Here is a 16777-nt window from a genome sequence, read left to right as displayed (position 1 = left end):
AATACGGGAAGGCTTTCATACGCCAAACCTATCATTCTTGTTCACGCATAGGGCCTTGGTCGACTCACACACGGGACTGGAGACGGGTGACCAGCTCCTGCACCAGCGGATTGGGCCGATCTGCATTCCAGGCCACCGCAGTGGTCACGACATTGAGCTTCTGGATCAGTGCTCGGAATACCACATTGTCCGGTGCCAGTTTTTTCAGCGACGCTGGTACCAGTGCGATACCCTGGCCGCAGCTGACAAAGGCAATTTGCGAGGCGACCGAGCGCACTTCATGCAGCACGCGCGGGGAAAAACCGCTGGCGCGGCAAGTCGCGATCAGATTGTCGAAGTAGACCGGACTAACCTTTCGGGAAAACATCACCAAGGGTTCAGTGGCCAGGCTGGACAGGCTGATTCGCGTGCGCGCAGCCAAGGGGTGATCGCTGGGCAGGGCCACAACCAGGCGGTCCTGAGTCAGCGGCAGTGATTTGATCGAGGCCCCCAGATCACCGTCCAGCCGGGCGAAAGCCAGGTCGATATCCCCGGCTTCCAGCGCCGGGACCGCTTCGACGCTGTCGATCTCCCGTACAGACACGGTGAGGTGCGGGTAATCGCTCTTCAGTTGCTCGATCAAACCCGGCAAGACATCAAACATGGCCGTAGAAATCGCGCCGATGGTCAACATCCCCGACTGCCCCGCCACCGCCTCCTCCACGGCGAGTTCCAACCGCTCCAATTGGTCGGCGAACTTGCGCACGGCTGGCAGAATCGCCGCTCCCACCGGGGTCAGCTTCGCACCGCGTCGCGAGCGATCAAACAGCTTGACCTTGAGCGCCTGCTCCAACACTTGGATCTGCTCGCTCAGCGGTGGCTGGGACATGCCCAAACGCTTGGCCGCACGGCCGAAGTTCTGTTCTTCGGCCACCGCCAGGAACAACCAGAGATGACGAATCAGTCGAAAATTGATCATGATTAATCCATAGGTTTAACGTATCTAACGCATCTGTGATTAGTAATATACCTATCAAATTGTCTCACTGACACTGGGCGCCTCCGTCACCACTGGGGCTTTCCCATGATCAATAAGAGTTTGCTGGATCGCTTGGCGGCGCTGGATACCAACACGGTCTCCGATGCGCTCGACTTCCTCGGCCTGCCGGGTGCCACTGTTGGGCTGCGCCCACTGTGGAACTGCCCAAAGATTGTCGGCCGCGCCAGCACCGTACTGCTGGCTCCTAAATCCGACAACGCCCCCACTGTGCACCTGATTACCCCCGTGGTGGAACAGATCGACAGCGATGATCGTGTGCTGGTGATCGCAGGTGGCATCGAAGGTATCTCCTGCTGGGGCGATATCCTCGCCAATGCAGCGGCCAGCAAGAAAGTGCGCGGCACGGTAATCGACGGTTTCAGCCGCGACATCGACGGCAGCGAGTCGATTGGCTACCCGGTTTATGGCCGCGGGGTGACCATGATCAGTGCCCGCAATCGGGTGGTGCAGATCGATGCCGCCGTATCCATCAACGTGGCCGGCGTCGAGGTCAGCGAGAACGACTATGTCATCGCCGATACCTGCGGCACCGTGTTCGTGCCCTCAGCCTATATCGAGAAAGTGCTCGACCTTGGCGAGCGTATTGCCCGCCGCCAGGACGGCATGGTCGAGGCTGTCCGCAGCGGTCGCTCGGTCGCCGAAGTGATGCATGACACCCAATTCGAAGCGATCCACACGGAGCACGCCTGATGAATATCGAAGACAAAGAACTGGTCGCCTTGTTTGAAGGCCTGGACACCCCGGGCGTCTCCGATGCGCTGGACAAACTCGGCCTACCCGGCCAATGCCTCGGAGTGGCGCCACTGGACAACTACAGCAAGGTCATCGTCGGTCCCGCGTTCACCGTGCAGTACGTCACGGCCAGCGTACCTCCGGGCACCGTGGGCGATTTCATCGAAGACGTGGCACCGGGCGACGTGGTGGTCATCGACAACGGCGGCCGCACCGACTGCACCGTCTGGGGTGACATCATGACCCAGTACGCCGGTACTCGGCAGATCGCTGCCACGGTCATCGACGGTGTTTGCCGTGACGTGAACAAAGCACTGGGCGATGGCTACCCGATCTTCAGCAAGGGCCGCTTCATGCGCACCGGCAAAGACCGCGTACAGGTTCAGTCGGTCAACCAGCCGGTGTCCATCGGCACCGTCCGGGTCTGTGCCCGCGACATCGTGGTCGCTGACGCCAACGGCGTGGTGATCGTCCCCCGCGCCCATGCGGCTGAAGTGGCGACATGTGCCCGCCAGATCGAATCGGTCGAAGCCGAGATTCGCGCCCTGATCAGCCAAGGCAAAACCCTTAAAGAAGCCCGGGCCGCACTGGGTTACCACAACCTGCAGAGGAAAGTCTGATGACTATGCTCCCCCTCCCCCTGGATTCTTACGCACGGGCAAAAGTGCTTGGCAGTTCGACGCTGTATGAAGCATCTCATCTGTCTTGCGCGGTCGACAGCGCGATCCGCGCGATCTGGGACGGTGCCTTTATCTCCGCCCCCGCTTACCCTCTGGAATGCTCACCCGGCGACAACCTCGCCCTGCACCTTGCGATGGAACGTGTGCCCCGTGGCAGCGTGCTGGTCGTCGGTACGGGTGGTTTCATCGCCGGTTATTGGGGCGAAGTGCTCACCGTGGCGGCCGAAGCGGCTGGCGTGGTCGGGCTGGTGATCGATGGTGGCGTACGCGATATTGCGGCCCTAAAGAAACGCCAGTTCCCGGTGTTCGCCCGCGGCATCTCGCTGAAAGGCACAGTCAAGGCTAGTGCGCCTTCGGTGGGGCAGCCGTTCAATTTCAATGGTGCCTTCGTGACACAGGGCGACTGGGTGGTGGCCGACGATGATGGTGTGATCATCATTCCCAAAGCGGATGCCGCACGCACCCTGGCAGAAGGTGAAGCGCGGGCGGACAAGGAAGCGCAGATGATGCAGGCGTTGACCGAGGGCCGTTCGACCCTGGAACTGATGAACCTGACTGAGTGGAGAACTCGCGCATGAGCGCCGATATCCAGCGTCTAAATCAGCGTTTAGCCAATGCGCAGCCGTCCGCGACTTACCGAATCATGGATCGGGTGGCAGAACGCCGGGGGCAAGGCGCGAAAATTATTTCGCTGTGTGCCGGCGAGCCGGATTTCGATACGCCAAAGCATGTGCGTGAAGCGGCCATTCATGCCATTGAACACGGCCACACCCGCTACACCCAGGTCGCCGGTGTACGTTCACTGCGAGAAGCAGTGGCCGCCAAGTTCCGTCGTGAGAACGGTCTGGACGTTGCCTGGCAAGAGACCCTTGTCTGCAACGGTGGCAAACAGGTGATCTACAACGCCTTGGCCGCGACCCTCAATGAGGGTGACGAAGTTATCGTGCCGGCGCCGTACTGGGTCAGTTACCCGGAGATGGTTCAATTGTGTGGCGGTGAAGCCCAAATCGTTACTTGCGACGCCGACACTGGCTTCAAGCTGACGCCCTCGGCGCTGGCCGCCGCGATCACACCGCAGACCCGCTGGTTGATCCTCAATTCGCCGTCCAACCCGACCGGCGCGGTGTATAGCCGGGAAGAACTGCACGCCTTGGCTGAGGTGTTGTTGGCTCACCCTCACGTGCTGATTCTGGCCGATGACATCTACGAGCATCTGATTTTTGATGATCAAGCGTTCTACACCCTGGCCCAGGTTGAACCACGACTGGCACCTCGCACCCTGACCATGAACGGTGTGTCCAAGGCCTATGCCATGACCGGCTGGCGAATCGGTTTCGCCACAGGGCCGCGCTGGTTGCTGGAAGCCATGGAAAAACTGCAAGGTCAGCAAACCTCTGGCGCCAGCTCTGTGTCGCAACAGGCTGCGCTCGCGGCACTGGAAGGTCCCAAGGATTTCATCCGTGAAAGCCGGGTGGCATTCCAGAGTCGTCGCGATTTGATGGTGGCGCTGCTGAACGACACCCCAGGCCTTGAATGCGTCAGTCCAGCCGGGGCGTTCTACGCGTTCGCGTCCTGTGCCGGATTGATCGGGCGTACCTCAGCGGGTGGCCGGGTACTGCACACCGACGAAGATGTCGCGCATGCGCTGCTCGACGAAGCGGATGTCGCCGTAGTGCATGGCAGCGCTTTTGGACTTGGCCCTTACATTCGCATTGCCTACGCCCTGGATGACGCTTCATTGCGCCGGGCCTGCGAGGCGATCCGTACATTCTGTACTTCTCTGCGTTAATAATTTCCCTTCCCATAATGCGTGGCTATCGCCGTTGCCTGGCAGGCCACGCATTCACCCCACCTGCTATACAAAATGGGCATATCTCAAAGACAAAAACGGTAGTCGTAGTCCGCTCCCAGCACTCCCAGAATGTGTAAAAACACAAAAGCAGCACTGCTTGGGAGATTGGCATGTCAACAGAAGCTGAACACACCGTGGGACAGGATTGGCAGGAGGACGTGTTTCGCGTGCTCAAGGCCCACGACGTCAAACACGTGGTCTTCGTACCGGATGCAGGCCACTCGGCGGCGATCCGTATGTCGTATGCAGACCCGGACATCAAGGCCGTTGTCCTCACCACCGAAGAAGAAGGCATCGGCTATCTCGCCGGCGCATGGCTTGGCGGCGAGCGCGGCGCTCTCTTGATGCAGTCCAGCGGCGTCGGTAACTGCATCAATACCCTGGCACTTCAAGTCTGTGCCGGCTTTCCGCTGTTGATGGTGGTCACCATGCGCGGCGACTGGGCCGAATTCAACGCGTGGCAGAACCCGATGGGCCAGGCCACAGAAGCCTCCCTGAATCTGATGAAAGTAATGACCTGGCGCGCGGACGTCCCGGAAGACGTTGCCCCGCTGCTGCACGGTGCCGCGACCATGGCCTTCAACGGTGATTCGTCCACTGCCCTGCTGCTCGGTCAGCGCCTGATTGGAGAAAAGAAATGGGTCAAGTAAGCGAAAACCACACCCTTTGCCGCCGCGAAGTGGTCAAGGCCTTGCTGGCCGACCGCAAAGACGTTCTGGTCGTGACCGGCCTGGGTTCAGCGTCCTATGACGTTATGGCCGCCGGCGACAACGATCTGAATTACTACCTGTGGGCTGCCATGGGCAGCGCGATCACTGTGGGTCTGGGCCTGGCCAATGCGCAGCCAGACAAGTCGGTGGTGGTGGTCACCGGTGACGGCGAGTTGCTCATGGGCTTCGGCGCACTGGCCACAGTGGCACTGCAAAAGCCCGCCAACCTGACCATTGCAGTGCTGGATAACGGTCACTTTGGTGAAACCGGCATGCAAGTCAGCCACGCCGGTTTTGGTATTTCTCTGGACCAGGTGGCGAAGACTTGCGGCTTCAGCTGGACCGATGAAATCCGCGACATGGAAGGCGTACATGACCTGCGCGAGCGCTTTGCGAGCCGCGACGGCGTCAAGCTCGCGACGATAAAGATCAAAGCGGAGAACCCGCCTCGGGTGCTGCCGCCGCGCGATGGTCATTACGTCAAGAATCGCTTTCGTGCCGCCTTGGGTTTCAACCCGATCTGATTGCTATTTGCCCGGCCCCGGTCACGCAGGGCAGATGCCGTGCGTGACGCGTTGAGGAGAATAAAAATGACTGACCGTAACTCTGAAGAACTCAATGCCATCCGCGAGGGCGTACGCGCTCTGTGCGCTGAATTCGATGCGGCTTACTGGCGCAAAGTCGACGAAGAAAAAGGCTTTCCGGAAACCTTCGTCAAGGCACTGACCGACGCAGGTTGGCTGGCAGCGATGATCCCTGTCGAATATGGTGGCTCCGGCCTCGGGCTGGCTGAGGCCTCGGTAATCCTGGAAGAAGTGAACCGCTGCGGCGGTAATTCCGGCACCGTGCACGGCCAGATGTACAACATGTTCACCCTGCTACGACACGGCAGCGAGGCGCAGAAAAGCTACTACCTGCCGAAACTGGCCAGCGGCGAATTGCGCCTGCAATCGATGGGCGTCACCGAACCCACTACCGGTACCGACACTACAAAGATAAAGACCACCGCCGTGCGCAAAGGTGACAAGTATGTGATCAACGGGCAGAAGGTTTGGATCTCGCGCGTCCAGCACTCCGATCTGATGATCTTGCTGGCGCGTACCACGCCGTTGACCGACGTGAAGAAAAAATCCGAAGGCATGTCGATCTTCCTCGTCGATCTACGCGAGGCCATCGGCAACGGCATGACCGTGCAGCCGATCGCCAACATGGTCAATCACGAAACCAACGAACTGTTCTTCGACAACCTCGAAATTCCTGCCGATAGCCTCATCGGCGAGGAAGGCAAAGGTTTCCGCTACATCCTGGATGGCCTGAACGCCGAGCGCACACTGATCGCCGCCGAATGCATTGGCGACGGTCGCTGGTTTATCGAAAAAACCAGCGCCTATGCGCGTGATCGCGTCGTGTTCGGTCGCCCTATCGGGCAGAACCAAGGCGTGCAGTTCCCCATCGCTGAAGCACACATTGAAATCGAAGCGGCTGACCTGATGCGCTGGCGTGCTTGCGAGGAATACGACAGCGGCATCAACGCCGGGGCCAGCGCCAACATGGCCAAGTACCTGGCGGCGAAAGCCTCTTGGGAAGCCGCGAATGCTTGCTTGCAGACCCACGGCGGTTTTGGTTTTGCCTGCGAGTACGACGTCGAGCGCAAATTCCGAGAAACCCGTCTGTATCAGGTGGCGCCCATCTCTACCAACCTGATCCTGTCGTACGTTGCTGAACACCTGCTCGAACTGCCGCGCTCCTTTTAAAGGATCAGCGTAAACCCAGCGCGTCGGCTCAAGCAGGCGCTACTGGGGAGCCATGACAAGAGAGATAATAATCATGAGCCAATCCAAGGCCATCCGTCCGCTCGACGGCATTACCGTCGTCAGCCTTGAACATGCCATAGCAGCGCCCTTCTGTACCCGACAACTGGCCGATCTCGGCGCACGTGTAATCAAGGTCGAACGCCCAGGTACGGGTGACTTCGCCAGAGGTTACGACCAACGCGTCAACGGCCTCGCCTCGCACTTTGTCTGGACCAATCGCTCGAAAGAAAGCCTGACCCTCGATCTGAAACAAGATTCGGCCACCGAGGTGCTAGACAGTTTGTTGGCCACTGCCGATGTCCTGGTGCAGAACCTGGCGCCGGGTGCGGCAGCAAGAATGGGACTTTCATTTGAGGCTTTGCATCAGCGATTTCCACGCCTGATTGTCTGTGACATTTCAGGCTACGGTGCAGGCGGCCCCTATGAAAAGAAAAAAGCCTATGACCTGTTGATACAGAGCGAAGGCGGATTCCTGTCGGTCACCGGCGGACCGGGTGAAGAAGAAATGGCCAAGGCCGGTTGCTCGATTGCTGACATCGCGGCCGGCATGTACGCCTACACCGGAATTCTGTCTGCCTTGCTGTTGCGTGGACGCACTGGCGAAGGTAGCCACCTCGATGTGTCGATGCTGGAAAGCCTGGTCGAGTGGATGAACTACCCGATGTACTACGCCTACGATGGCGCTACACCTCCCCCTCGCGCCGGCGCCGCCCACGCCACGATTTACCCCTATGGTCCCTTCCCCATCGGTGACGGCACCACAGTAATGCTGGGTTTGCAGAACGAGCGAGAGTGGCAGCTGTTTTGCGACAAGGTACTGCTTACTCCTGAACTAGCGAAAGACGAACGCTTCTCTGCCAACTTCAAGCGCGTCGAAAACCGCCAGGCGCTGCGGGCACTCATCGTTGAATCGTTCTCCACACTCAATTTCGATGCCGTGTTTGATCGGTTGGAGCATGCGCAAATTGCTAATGCTCGGGTCAATGACATGCAAGGTGTTTGGGACCATCCGCAACTTCAGGCGCGTGATCGCTGGCGGGAAGTCGAAACCTCTGCTGGCACGGTTCCTAGCTTGATACCTCCAGGCAGCAACAGCGCATTCGAGCCACGTATGGATGCAGTACCAGGCCTCGGCCAGCACACCGAACAGGTGCTCAGGGAATTGGGGCTGGATAAGGATCGTATTGAACAAATGCGCGCAGCCGGGGCGATTTAGCCTTGAGCTGAAAACAAAAAGCCTGCCTGAAACGATCAAAGTTTTTGAGAGAACACTGCCCAATGAAGATCCTGGTAGCTGTGAAACGAGTGGTCGACTACAACGTGAAAGTTCGCGTCAAAGCGGACAATTCCGGCGTCGATCTTACCAACGTCAAGATGTCGATGAACCCGTTCTGCGAAATCGCAGTGGAAGAAGCCGTACGCCTGAAAGAGAAGGGTGTTGCGACTGAAATCGTCGTCGTCTCCATCGGCCCGTCCACCGCTCAAGAGCAACTGCGCACCGCGCTGGCTCTGGGTGCCGACCGCGCCATCCTCGTCGAATCCGCCGAAGATCTGACTTCCCTGGCCGTTGCCAAGCTGTTGAAAGCTGTTGTCGACAAGGAACAGCCACAGCTGGTGATCCTGGGCAAGCAAGCCATCGACAGTGACAACAACCAGACTGGCCAGATGCTGGCTGCACTGAGCGGCTACGGTCAGGGCACTTTCGCTTCGAAAGTCGAAGTCAATGGCGACAGCGTTGCCGTGACTCGCGAAATCGACGGCGGCGCGCAGACGGTTTCCCTGAAACTGCCAGCGATCGTCACCACCGACCTGCGTTTGAACGAGCCGCGTTATGCGTCCCTGCCAAACATCATGAAAGCCAAGAAGAAGCCGCTTGAAACGCTGACTCCTGATGCTTTGGGCGTTTCCACCGCCTCCACCAACAAAACCCTGAAAGTCGAAGCGCCTGCTGCACGCAGCGCGGGTATCAAGGTCAAGTCTGTTGCTGAGTTGGTCGAGAAACTGAAAAACGAAGCGAAGGTGCTTTGAGCTTAGGAGCCTAATCATGACTATCTTGGTAATCGCTGAACACGACAACAAAGCAGTGGCCCCGGCCACGCTGAACACCGTAACCGCTGCCGCCAAAATCGGTGGTGACGTGCATGTACTGGTTTCGGGTCAGGGCGTTGGTGCCGTGGCTGAAGCCGCTGCGCAAGTGGCTGGCGTGAGCAAAGTATTGGTCGCTGATAACGCTGCCTACGCTCACCAACTGCCGGAAAACGTCGCTCCTCTGGTCGCAGAGTTGGGCAATGGCTACAGCCACATCCTGGCTGCCGCCACTTCCAACGGCAAAAACATCCTGCCGCGCGTTGCCGCTGCACTGGACGTTGACCAGATCTCCGAGATCATCTCGGTAGAAAGCGCCGACACTTTCAAGCGTCCGATCTACGCGGGTAACGCCATCGCTACCGTTCAATCGAGCGCTGCAGTGAAAGTGATCACCGTGCGTGCCACCGGTTTCGACCCGGTTGCCGCTGAAGGTGGTTCGGCTGCTGTTGAAGCGGTTGCTGCTGCTCACGACGCTGGCATCTCCAGCTTCGTCGGCGAAGAACTGGCCAAGTCCGATCGTCCGGAACTGACCGCTGCCAAGATCGTCGTTTCCGGCGGCCGCGGCATGCAGAACGGCGACAACTTCAAACACCTGTACGCCCTGGCCGACAAGCTGGGCGCTGCCGTCGGTGCTTCGCGCGCCGCGGTCGACGCAGGTTTTGTACCCAACGACATGCAGGTCGGTCAGACCGGCAAGATCGTTGCTCCACAGCTGTACATCGCGGTCGGTATCTCCGGCGCGATCCAGCACCTGGCCGGCATGAAAGACTCCAAAGTGATCGTTGCGATCAACAAGGACGAAGAAGCGCCGATCTTCCAGGTGGCCGATTACGGCCTGGTGGCGGATCTTTTTGAAGCGATTCCAGAAATGGCCACCCTGGCTTGATCACTGACCGATTGGAGCAAAGAATATGAGCAGCAGTTCCGATTTTTCCGCCTGGATTGGACGACGTCAGGAAAGCCAGGACCGGATCAGTTTCACTCTGGTCAGACGCATTGCCGCGACATTGGGCGAGTCGGCACCACAACCCGGTGAGCCGCTGCCGCCCCTGTGGCACTGGGCATTTTTTCAGGAGCCGGTGGGTGCCAGCGAACTGGGGCCGGACGGCCATCCAGCGCTTGGGGGATTTTTGCCGCCGGCCCATAACCGCAATCGCATGTGGGCGGGAAGCCGAATTGAGTTTTTCCAGCCATTAAAAGTGGATGCTGAAGTGAGCTGTGTATCGACCATCCTCAACGTCGAGGAGAAGCACGGTCGCACGGGTTCCTTATTGTTCGTCACAGTACGCCATGAGTTTTTCCAGGACGGCAAACGCGCCCTACAAGACGATCAGGACATTGTTTACCGTGAACCTTCCCCGCCCAAACTGAACGGTACCGAAAAGCTACCTGAAGGCCAATGGCAGGAACGGATAGAGCCCACTCCAACCCTGCTGTTTCGCTATTCCGCAGTGACCTTCAATGGTCATCGTATTCACTATGACTGGCCGTATGTGACAGAGACCGAAGGTTATCCGGGGCTGGTGGTACATGGTCCATTGATCGCCACGTTGAATTTACGTGCCTTTACCAAAGCGCATCCAACTGCGCGCCTGGAGCGTTTCGCATTCCGCGGAGTACGACCTCTGATTTCGCCTCAGCCTTTCGAGGTGGGCGGACGTCTAATCGAAAACGGCAAGGCACAGGTCTGGGCTGGCAATCAGGACGGCACAGCACAGATCGGAGAGATCGAGTTCAGCAATGGAGCAACGCCATGAGCAAATCAATTGTTCGCTCCGCCCTGTTTGTGCCGGCCACTCGACCAGAGCGCATCTCAAAAGCTATTGCCACCGGGGCGGATCGGGTCATCGTTGACTTGGAAGATGCCGTGCAAGAAAACCTCAAGGAGCAGGCCAGGGATAATCTCGACGCGTTCCTGACCGAAGCCTCGGATGCACGGATTCTGGTCCGAGTGAATGCCCCGGATCACTGGGCGCATGTTGCAGATCTGGATCTTTGCCGACGCCACGCCGGCGTGATCGGAATTCTGCTGCCCAAAGCAGAAAGCGCGAAACATGTCACCACTGCTGCGGGTACCGAAAAACCGATTTGGCCAATCATCGAAAGCGCCAAGGGCTTGTCAGCATTAAACGAGATTGCCGGCACTCAAAGTGTTGAGCGCTTGTCGTTCGGTAGTCTGGATCTGGGTCTGGACCTGAACCTGACTACTGGCAGCCCTGCCGCTGAAGAAATCCTTAGCCATGCGCGCTACGCCGTTTTGCTCGCCACCCGAGTTGCAGCGCTCGCTCCAGCGTTGGATGGGGTATTTCCGTCGATCCAGGACACCGCAGGGCTGCTACGCGCGGTTCATTTTGCACGCGACATGGGCTTTGGTGGCGCGCTGTGTATCCATCCAACCCAAGTCGCGATCATTCATCAGGCGCTAAAACCAAGCCAGGAAGAATTGCACTGGGCGCAACGCATTATCGAAGCCGCTCGTTCAGGTGAAGGCGTTTTCGTGCTGGATGGGCAAATGGTCGATGCCCCGGTCATTGGTCGCGCCCAATCCATTTTGGCTCGCGCGATCTGATTCAACACCGGCGCTGTTGCTTAGAAGCTATGCATCCATTCCCATCCTACAGGACGGTGTCATGACTAACGTTTCCAGCCTTACCCATGCCATTTCAATCAACCCCACCAATGGTGAGCAGATCGGCCACTACCCCTTCGAATCCGCAGCGGAACTGGAGGCGTCACTGTCACGTGCGATTACAGGGTTTTACACCTGGCGTAGCCAACCCGTCGAAATGCGTTCGCAAGCACTCATCGCTTTGGCAAGGGCATTGCGCGACAGCGCAGAAACGATGGCGAAGATGATCACTCAAGAGATGGGCAAACCCAACACTCAGGCGCGCGGTGAGATTGAAAAGTGTGCGCAGCTCTGTGAGTGGTACGCCAAACACGGCCCCGCCATGCTGACTGCCGAACCCACACAGGTTGAGGGCGGAAAGGCACGAATTGAATATCGCCCACTGGGCCCGATTCTCGCCGTGATGCCGTGGAACTTTCCCGTCTGGCAGGTGCTGCGCGGCGCCGTCCCGGCGTTGATTGCCGGCAATACCTACGTCCTCAAACATGCGCCGAACGTGATGGGATGCGCCTATCTGCTGCAAGACGCGTTCAAGCGCGCCGGCTTTGCTGATGGTGTGTTCGAAGTCATCAATGTCACGCCCGACGGTGTCTCAACTGCGATAGCAGATCCTCGCATCGCAGCAGTGACGCTCACAGGCAGTGTTCGAGTTGGCATGGCTATTGGCGCGCAGGCGGGTGCAGCCTTGAAGAAGTGCGTGTTGGAACTGGGTGGCTCAGATCCATTCATTGTGCTCAACGACGCCGACCTAGACGAAGCCGTCAAAGCCGCTGTGATTGGCCGCTATCAAAACACCGGACAAGTCTGCGCGGCTGCCAAACGCCTGATTGTCGAGCAAGGCGTTGTCGAGGAGTTTACCCGCAAGTTTGTCGAGTCCACCTGCAAGTTGGTCATTGGCGATCCACTGGCCACAGACACTTACATCGGACCCATGGCCCGTTTTGATCTGCGCGATGAACTGGATCGTCAGGTCCGGGATACCCTGGAAGAAGGTGCGACCTTGTTGTTGGGAGGCAGAAAAGCCGAAGGCCCTGGCAACTACTACGAGCCTACGGTATTTGGTGATGTCACCGACCAGATGACCTCATTCAAACAGGAATTGTTTGGGCCCGTGGCATCGATCATCACCGCGCGGGACGCAGCACACGCACTGGAACTGGCCAACGACAGTGAGTTCGGGCTTGCCTCGACCATCTACACACGCAATGTCGAACTGGCCCAGAAGCTGGCGGGCGAACTGGAAACCGGAGGCGTATTCATCAATGGCTATTGCGCAACCGACCCACGCGTCACTTTCGGCGGCGTAAAGAAAAGCGGTTTTGGCCGTGAACTGTCGCATTTCGGTGTGCGCGAGTTCTGTAATGCACAGACCGTCTGGCTGGACCGTCACTAACATCAAGCAAGTCGCCAAGCCCAGCGAAAACGTCCGCTGAGCCAAAGATGGGCGAGTCAGAAAAAGACTCGCCCCACCCTTATGAGGAGCTTTTGATGCGAGTCTTCCCTGCAATGCTGGGCGCTACTCTGACTGCGGCGTTAACCTTCACGCCAGCGATGGCTGCCGAACTTACCGGTACACTTAAAAAAATCAAGAACTCGGGGACCATAACCCTGGGGCACCGAGACTCTTCAATTCCGTTCTCCTACATCGCCGATGCTTCCGGCAAACCAGTTGGCTACTCCCATGATATCCAATTGAAAATTGTCGACGCTATCAAGCAGGAACTTGAGATGCCCGAGCTGAACGTACGGTACAACCTGGTGACGTCACAAACGCGCATCCCGCTTGTGCAAAACGGTACTGTCGATCTGGAGTGCGGTTCTACAACCAATACCGCAGAGAGGGCGCAGCAAGTCGAATTTTCAGTCGGCATCTTCGAAGCCAGCACCCGACTGTTGGTCCGAAAGGATTCGACCTACAAAGACTTTGACCATCTCAATGGCAAGAACGTAGTGACCACTGCTGGCAGCACTGCCGAGCGGATGCTCAAGGTCATGAATGCCGAGAAAAAGATGAACATGAACGTCATCTCTGCCAAAGACATTGGTGAGTCTTACCAAATGCTCGAGTCCGGCCGCGCCATTGCGTTTATGCAGGACGATGCATTGCTGGCGGGCGAGATGGCCAAGGCAAAGAAACCGGAAGATTGGGTGGTGACCGGCACCCCGCAATCCAACGAAATTTATGGTTGCACCATGCGTCGGGGTGATCCGGATCTCAAAAAAGTCGTGGATGACTCGATCAAGTCACTTTTCGTCTCGGGCGAAATCAACGCCATCTACGATAAATGGTTTACTCAGCCCATCCCTCCCAAAGGCTTGAATCTCAAATTCCCCATGAGCGCAGAACTCAAAACAATCATCGCCCAACCCAACGACCAACCGGCGCCGGAAAAGGCTCTTTAACGGTCGTCCCCTTCTGCTCGAGCGACCAGGACACAGCGAGGCACTCTCCTCGCGCCATGACCTTTGTATCAGCTGAAGATTCCACCAAGAGCCAGAGCTTTTGTAGGGGTAAAAACACCTAAAAATAAAAAGGGGTCGCGAGATAGAATCTCGCAACCCCTTGAATTATATGGTCGGGACGGAGTGATTCGAACACTCGACCCCTAGCACCCCATGCACGCAGAACTCTAGCAAACCCTTGGTACATGGTTGATTTCTATGGCGCTCGCTGCAATCGAATAGCTATAGATCAACATAGAGTCACGACAAGTCACGCAAAAGTCACGCAAGCCATTTCCCTCCCCCGGCGTCCTGCCGAACGAACACCACATATCCAATCCCCCTGCTACGCTGAAAACTCCACGGAGGATTCGCGATGCCAAATTCTGACCTGCTCCCTTCCCTGCTATACAAGCTCAACGAAAACCAACTCGCCCTTGAGGCCGCCATCATGGAGCTATCAAACTGGGTGGAGGCTCGCGGCTCAGCGGATGTCGCCGAAAACGTCCGCGGCGCCCTGGACACGATCGACCGTAACGAGGATTTCATCAGGCTGACGCTCGCCGTGCTCTTGAGCCCGGACTGACCTGCTGTTCGTCGCCACACGCTCGCCCAATGTCGCCCTCTCGATTACTGTATATCCAAACAGTACAAGCAAGGCGCGACCGTGACCCCCGATGAAATTGAAGACACCTCCGACTGGCTTGGCTCGCCCACCGAGCTTGAGACCTGCCAGCACTACCTCCGCATGCTGGAGAACGAAGTCCAGGAGCTGACACTTCAACTTCGCAAAGCCAGGGAGGACATCTTCGGCCTGGTGCAGATGCACTCGGCCGCAGCTGACGAGCGCGACCAGCTACGGACGAAGGTCCGACTCCTCGAGAGCGATCTTATCGACGCCCGACGCGAGGCAAGCAATATCGAATCTTCAAGCAACACCAAGCTGACCGCGAAGGATCGGATCATCAGCGAGCTGTACGCCACGGTAGTGGAGCTAACGGGCGTGGAGCCTTACACCAGGCTGCCCGGCACTTAAGCCTGAGGTGAAGACAAGGTCGTTTGCGAGGGTAAGCATTGCCTGGAGCTCTTTCGGCAGAGATCCAGGCACACGATGAGGCTTAGCTCAAAAGCTTGAACGTCAGCGCCTTCAAAGGAATGGTGCCCTTGTGAACATTTCCGTCTTGAGAGATCTTGATTGCGTATCTGAAAGATGCAGGATCATGGCTTATATTGTGAATTCGATAAACTCCAGGCTCAAGCTTAGAGTACGCGTCGTTGAACAACTTCGTCCGGTCTATCCGGATGATTTCGACTCGCCGAACTCCATCAAGCGGCCGCCCGGCGATTTCTTTGTCAGAAATAAAAATACTACCGGAACTGCTTGAGTTGGTGTTCTCAAATATGGATCGTTCACCGAACGGGCTCTCATACTTTTCGCTTTCAACTAAGCTATTTACCAGCGCAACCCATTTCTCGCCTACAGACTCTTCTGAATAACGATCGGAGCTTTCAACGCCACCTTTCGACAGCTCCTCAAAAAGAGCATTATCTCGCGCCAACCGTAAGATCTGCGCGGCACACTCCTCTTCGCTATTCACCAAGAAACCATTTTCACCATCTTTGATGATTTCCTTCGGACCATAATTCGAATCAAAGGAAATGACAGGGGTTCCAACAGACATCGACTCAAGCAAACTCAGGCCGAACCCTTCCGAAAGGGAGCTGGAAATCGATGCCTGGGCTCTTCTGAATATTGTATCCGGGTTCCGCGTATACCCCTTCATGAAAACGTTATCCGAAAGCTCGAGCTCGTCGATCAGATCTGTCAAGTCTGACTCCAGCGTACCGCGCCCCCAGATTTCTAGGATAAGCTCTGGGTTTTGTTCAACCGCCAATTTGAACGCTCGGATCGTGCGATCAATATTTTTCACTGCGTCGAGCCGAGACACGACCACAAAAAGGTTTGGCTTTCTTTTAACGACAATATCGTTTTTAAATGCTGTTTTAGAGTTGGGTATTACTGAAATCTTCTGGTTGCAGCCAAACTGTCGCTCGATATCTTTTCGTTGATTTTCGGTGAGGAGAACCATCGAATCACAAACCTTTGCGTTGTCAATAATCAACTGACTGCGAGGTTTGATAGCGCTTCCATACTCATATGGCGCGACGAAATGGTTTCCATGGAGAGTCAGAACCTTAGAGGCGCTTGCAGAGGAAACGTTCGCGACAACGTCACTCGTGGATGACGCATCTGAGATTACAACGGTGTGAGCACCGCTCTTAGCAAGCTCCTCGAGCCAGAACGTACAAGCATCCGCTCTAGTCTTGAACGTATGATTTTCAGTTGGCGAAATATTTAACTGAAACGAAATAGAGTTGCCAGAGTCATCGAGCAGCTCACGAGCGAACACGACGCCTGCGCCATTAAAGAACTCTGCCGATTGTAGCTCAGTAGCACCAACGTACCGCGATCTGCGCTTCGGAACGGCGAGAAGTGAAGTCACCGCCAACTTGCTGATGTGCGGCTTGTTCTTGGACTTTGCGAGTGCTTCGGACAAAGCTCCGTAGTAGAAAAAGAAGTTGAGCGCCAATACTTCTGGATCTAGCCTTCCATCCCTTCTGAGAACTTCGATTGAATTTGCCAGGCCCGCATCGTAGTCGATTGAAACGATGCAAGACATAAATCCATTTTTACCCAGCACACCTGCTCTGTTGAGAGCTGCGCGCGTAACGCCGCCCGCGGTGGCAGACAATCTGTTGAGGACCGACACTACCTGAGTCCCAGCTAGAT

18 protein-coding genes are annotated in these 16777 nt (G+C 57.0%); 16 read left to right on the top strand and 2 right to left on the bottom strand.

What is annotated here, in order from left to right:
• Window positions 1-64: 64 nt before the first annotated feature.
• On the bottom strand, window positions 65-958 hold the full coding sequence (locus KW062_RS11160; RefSeq protein ID WP_003442236.1) for a LysR family transcriptional regulator: 894 nt from the start codon (window positions 956-958) through the stop codon (window positions 65-67).
• A gap of 105 nt (window positions 959-1063) precedes the next feature.
• On the opposite strand from KW062_RS11160, the gene KW062_RS11155 reads away from it, so the two are divergent.
• From KW062_RS11155 to KW062_RS11080, 16 genes are all read left to right on the top strand, one after another.
• The gene (locus KW062_RS11155) at window positions 1064-1729 is read left to right on the top strand and encodes an RraA family protein (protein WP_105756058.1); all 666 of its coding nucleotides are present in this window, start codon (window positions 1064-1066) and stop codon (window positions 1727-1729) included.
• Entirely contained in the window at window positions 1729-2391 is a 663-nt protein-coding gene (locus KW062_RS11150; RefSeq protein ID WP_105756057.1) for an RraA family protein, read from the top strand. Before KW062_RS11155 ends, KW062_RS11150 begins: the two co-directional genes overlap by 1 nt.
• The gene (locus KW062_RS11145) at window positions 2391-3029 is read left to right on the top strand and encodes an RraA family protein (RefSeq protein ID WP_105756056.1); all 639 of its coding nucleotides are present in this window, start codon (window positions 2391-2393) and stop codon (window positions 3027-3029) included. Before KW062_RS11150 ends, KW062_RS11145 begins: the two co-directional genes overlap by 1 nt.
• Window positions 3026-4240, top strand: a complete 1215-nt coding sequence (locus KW062_RS11140) for a pyridoxal phosphate-dependent aminotransferase (RefSeq protein ID WP_105756055.1) — start codon at window positions 3026-3028, stop codon at window positions 4238-4240. The genes KW062_RS11145 and KW062_RS11140 overlap by 4 nt, the downstream gene beginning before the upstream one ends.
• Before the next feature lie 173 nt (window positions 4241-4413).
• Complete coding sequence (locus KW062_RS11135; protein ID WP_003442221.1) at window positions 4414-4953, top strand: thiamine pyrophosphate-binding protein; 540 nt, start codon at window positions 4414-4416, stop codon at window positions 4951-4953.
• A complete protein-coding gene (locus tag KW062_RS11130; protein WP_105756054.1) occupies window positions 4941-5537 on the top strand; it encodes a thiamine pyrophosphate-dependent enzyme in 597 nt (198 codons plus the stop codon). The genes KW062_RS11135 and KW062_RS11130 overlap by 13 nt, the downstream gene beginning before the upstream one ends.
• A 66-nt stretch (window positions 5538-5603) precedes the next feature.
• The gene (locus KW062_RS11125; RefSeq protein ID WP_105756053.1) at window positions 5604-6767 is read left to right on the top strand and encodes an acyl-CoA dehydrogenase family protein; all 1164 of its coding nucleotides are present in this window, start codon (window positions 5604-5606) and stop codon (window positions 6765-6767) included.
• 73 nt (window positions 6768-6840) lie between these two features.
• Window positions 6841-8043: a CaiB/BaiF CoA transferase family protein gene (locus KW062_RS11120; RefSeq protein ID WP_177433292.1), complete on the top strand. Its 1203-nt coding sequence runs from the start codon at window positions 6841-6843 to the stop codon at window positions 8041-8043.
• Between the two features lie 62 nt (window positions 8044-8105).
• Window positions 8106-8855, top strand: a complete 750-nt coding sequence (locus tag KW062_RS11115; protein WP_218424833.1) for an electron transfer flavoprotein subunit beta/FixA family protein — start codon at window positions 8106-8108, stop codon at window positions 8853-8855.
• 16 nt (window positions 8856-8871) lie between these two features.
• Entirely contained in the window at window positions 8872-9801 is a 930-nt protein-coding gene (locus KW062_RS11110; RefSeq protein WP_105756123.1) for an electron transfer flavoprotein subunit alpha/FixB family protein, read from the top strand.
• A gap of 25 nt (window positions 9802-9826) precedes the next feature.
• The gene (locus KW062_RS11105; RefSeq protein ID WP_105756122.1) at window positions 9827-10672 is read left to right on the top strand and encodes an FAS1-like dehydratase domain-containing protein; all 846 of its coding nucleotides are present in this window, start codon (window positions 9827-9829) and stop codon (window positions 10670-10672) included.
• A complete protein-coding gene (locus KW062_RS11100; RefSeq protein ID WP_105756121.1) occupies window positions 10669-11484 on the top strand; it encodes an HpcH/HpaI aldolase/citrate lyase family protein in 816 nt (271 codons plus the stop codon). Before KW062_RS11105 ends, KW062_RS11100 begins: the two co-directional genes overlap by 4 nt.
• 61 nt (window positions 11485-11545) lie before the next feature.
• Window positions 11546-12937, top strand: coding sequence for an aldehyde dehydrogenase family protein (locus KW062_RS11095; RefSeq protein WP_105756120.1), 1392 nt, complete (start codon window positions 11546-11548; stop codon window positions 12935-12937).
• A gap of 95 nt (window positions 12938-13032) precedes the next feature.
• Window positions 13033-13947, top strand: a complete 915-nt coding sequence (locus KW062_RS11090) for a transporter substrate-binding domain-containing protein (RefSeq protein WP_003442195.1) — start codon at window positions 13033-13035, stop codon at window positions 13945-13947.
• A gap of 415 nt (window positions 13948-14362) precedes the next feature.
• Window positions 14363-14572 carry a hypothetical protein gene (locus tag KW062_RS11085; protein ID WP_105754644.1) on the top strand — a complete coding sequence of 70 codons (210 nt, stop codon included), beginning with the start codon at window positions 14363-14365 and terminating at the stop codon, window positions 14570-14572.
• Window positions 14573-14653: 81 nt separating this feature from the next.
• Entirely contained in the window at window positions 14654-15022 is a 369-nt protein-coding gene (locus KW062_RS11080; RefSeq protein WP_256350976.1) for a hypothetical protein, read from the top strand.
• 82 nt (window positions 15023-15104) lie between these two features.
• Here the strand turns inward: KW062_RS11080 and KW062_RS11075 are convergent, their stop codons facing one another.
• Window positions 15105-16757, bottom strand: a complete 1653-nt coding sequence (locus tag KW062_RS11075) for a glycosyltransferase (protein WP_158261842.1) — start codon at window positions 16755-16757, stop codon at window positions 15105-15107.
• Between the last annotated feature and the right edge of the window lie 20 nt (window positions 16758-16777).

Source organism: Pseudomonas fluorescens, from assembly GCF_019212185.1.
Lineage (GTDB): Bacteria > Pseudomonadota > Gammaproteobacteria > Pseudomonadales > Pseudomonadaceae > Aquipseudomonas.
The sequence above is the reverse complement of the archived record's forward strand: the minus strand, read 5'-3'. Positions and strand labels throughout refer to the sequence as shown.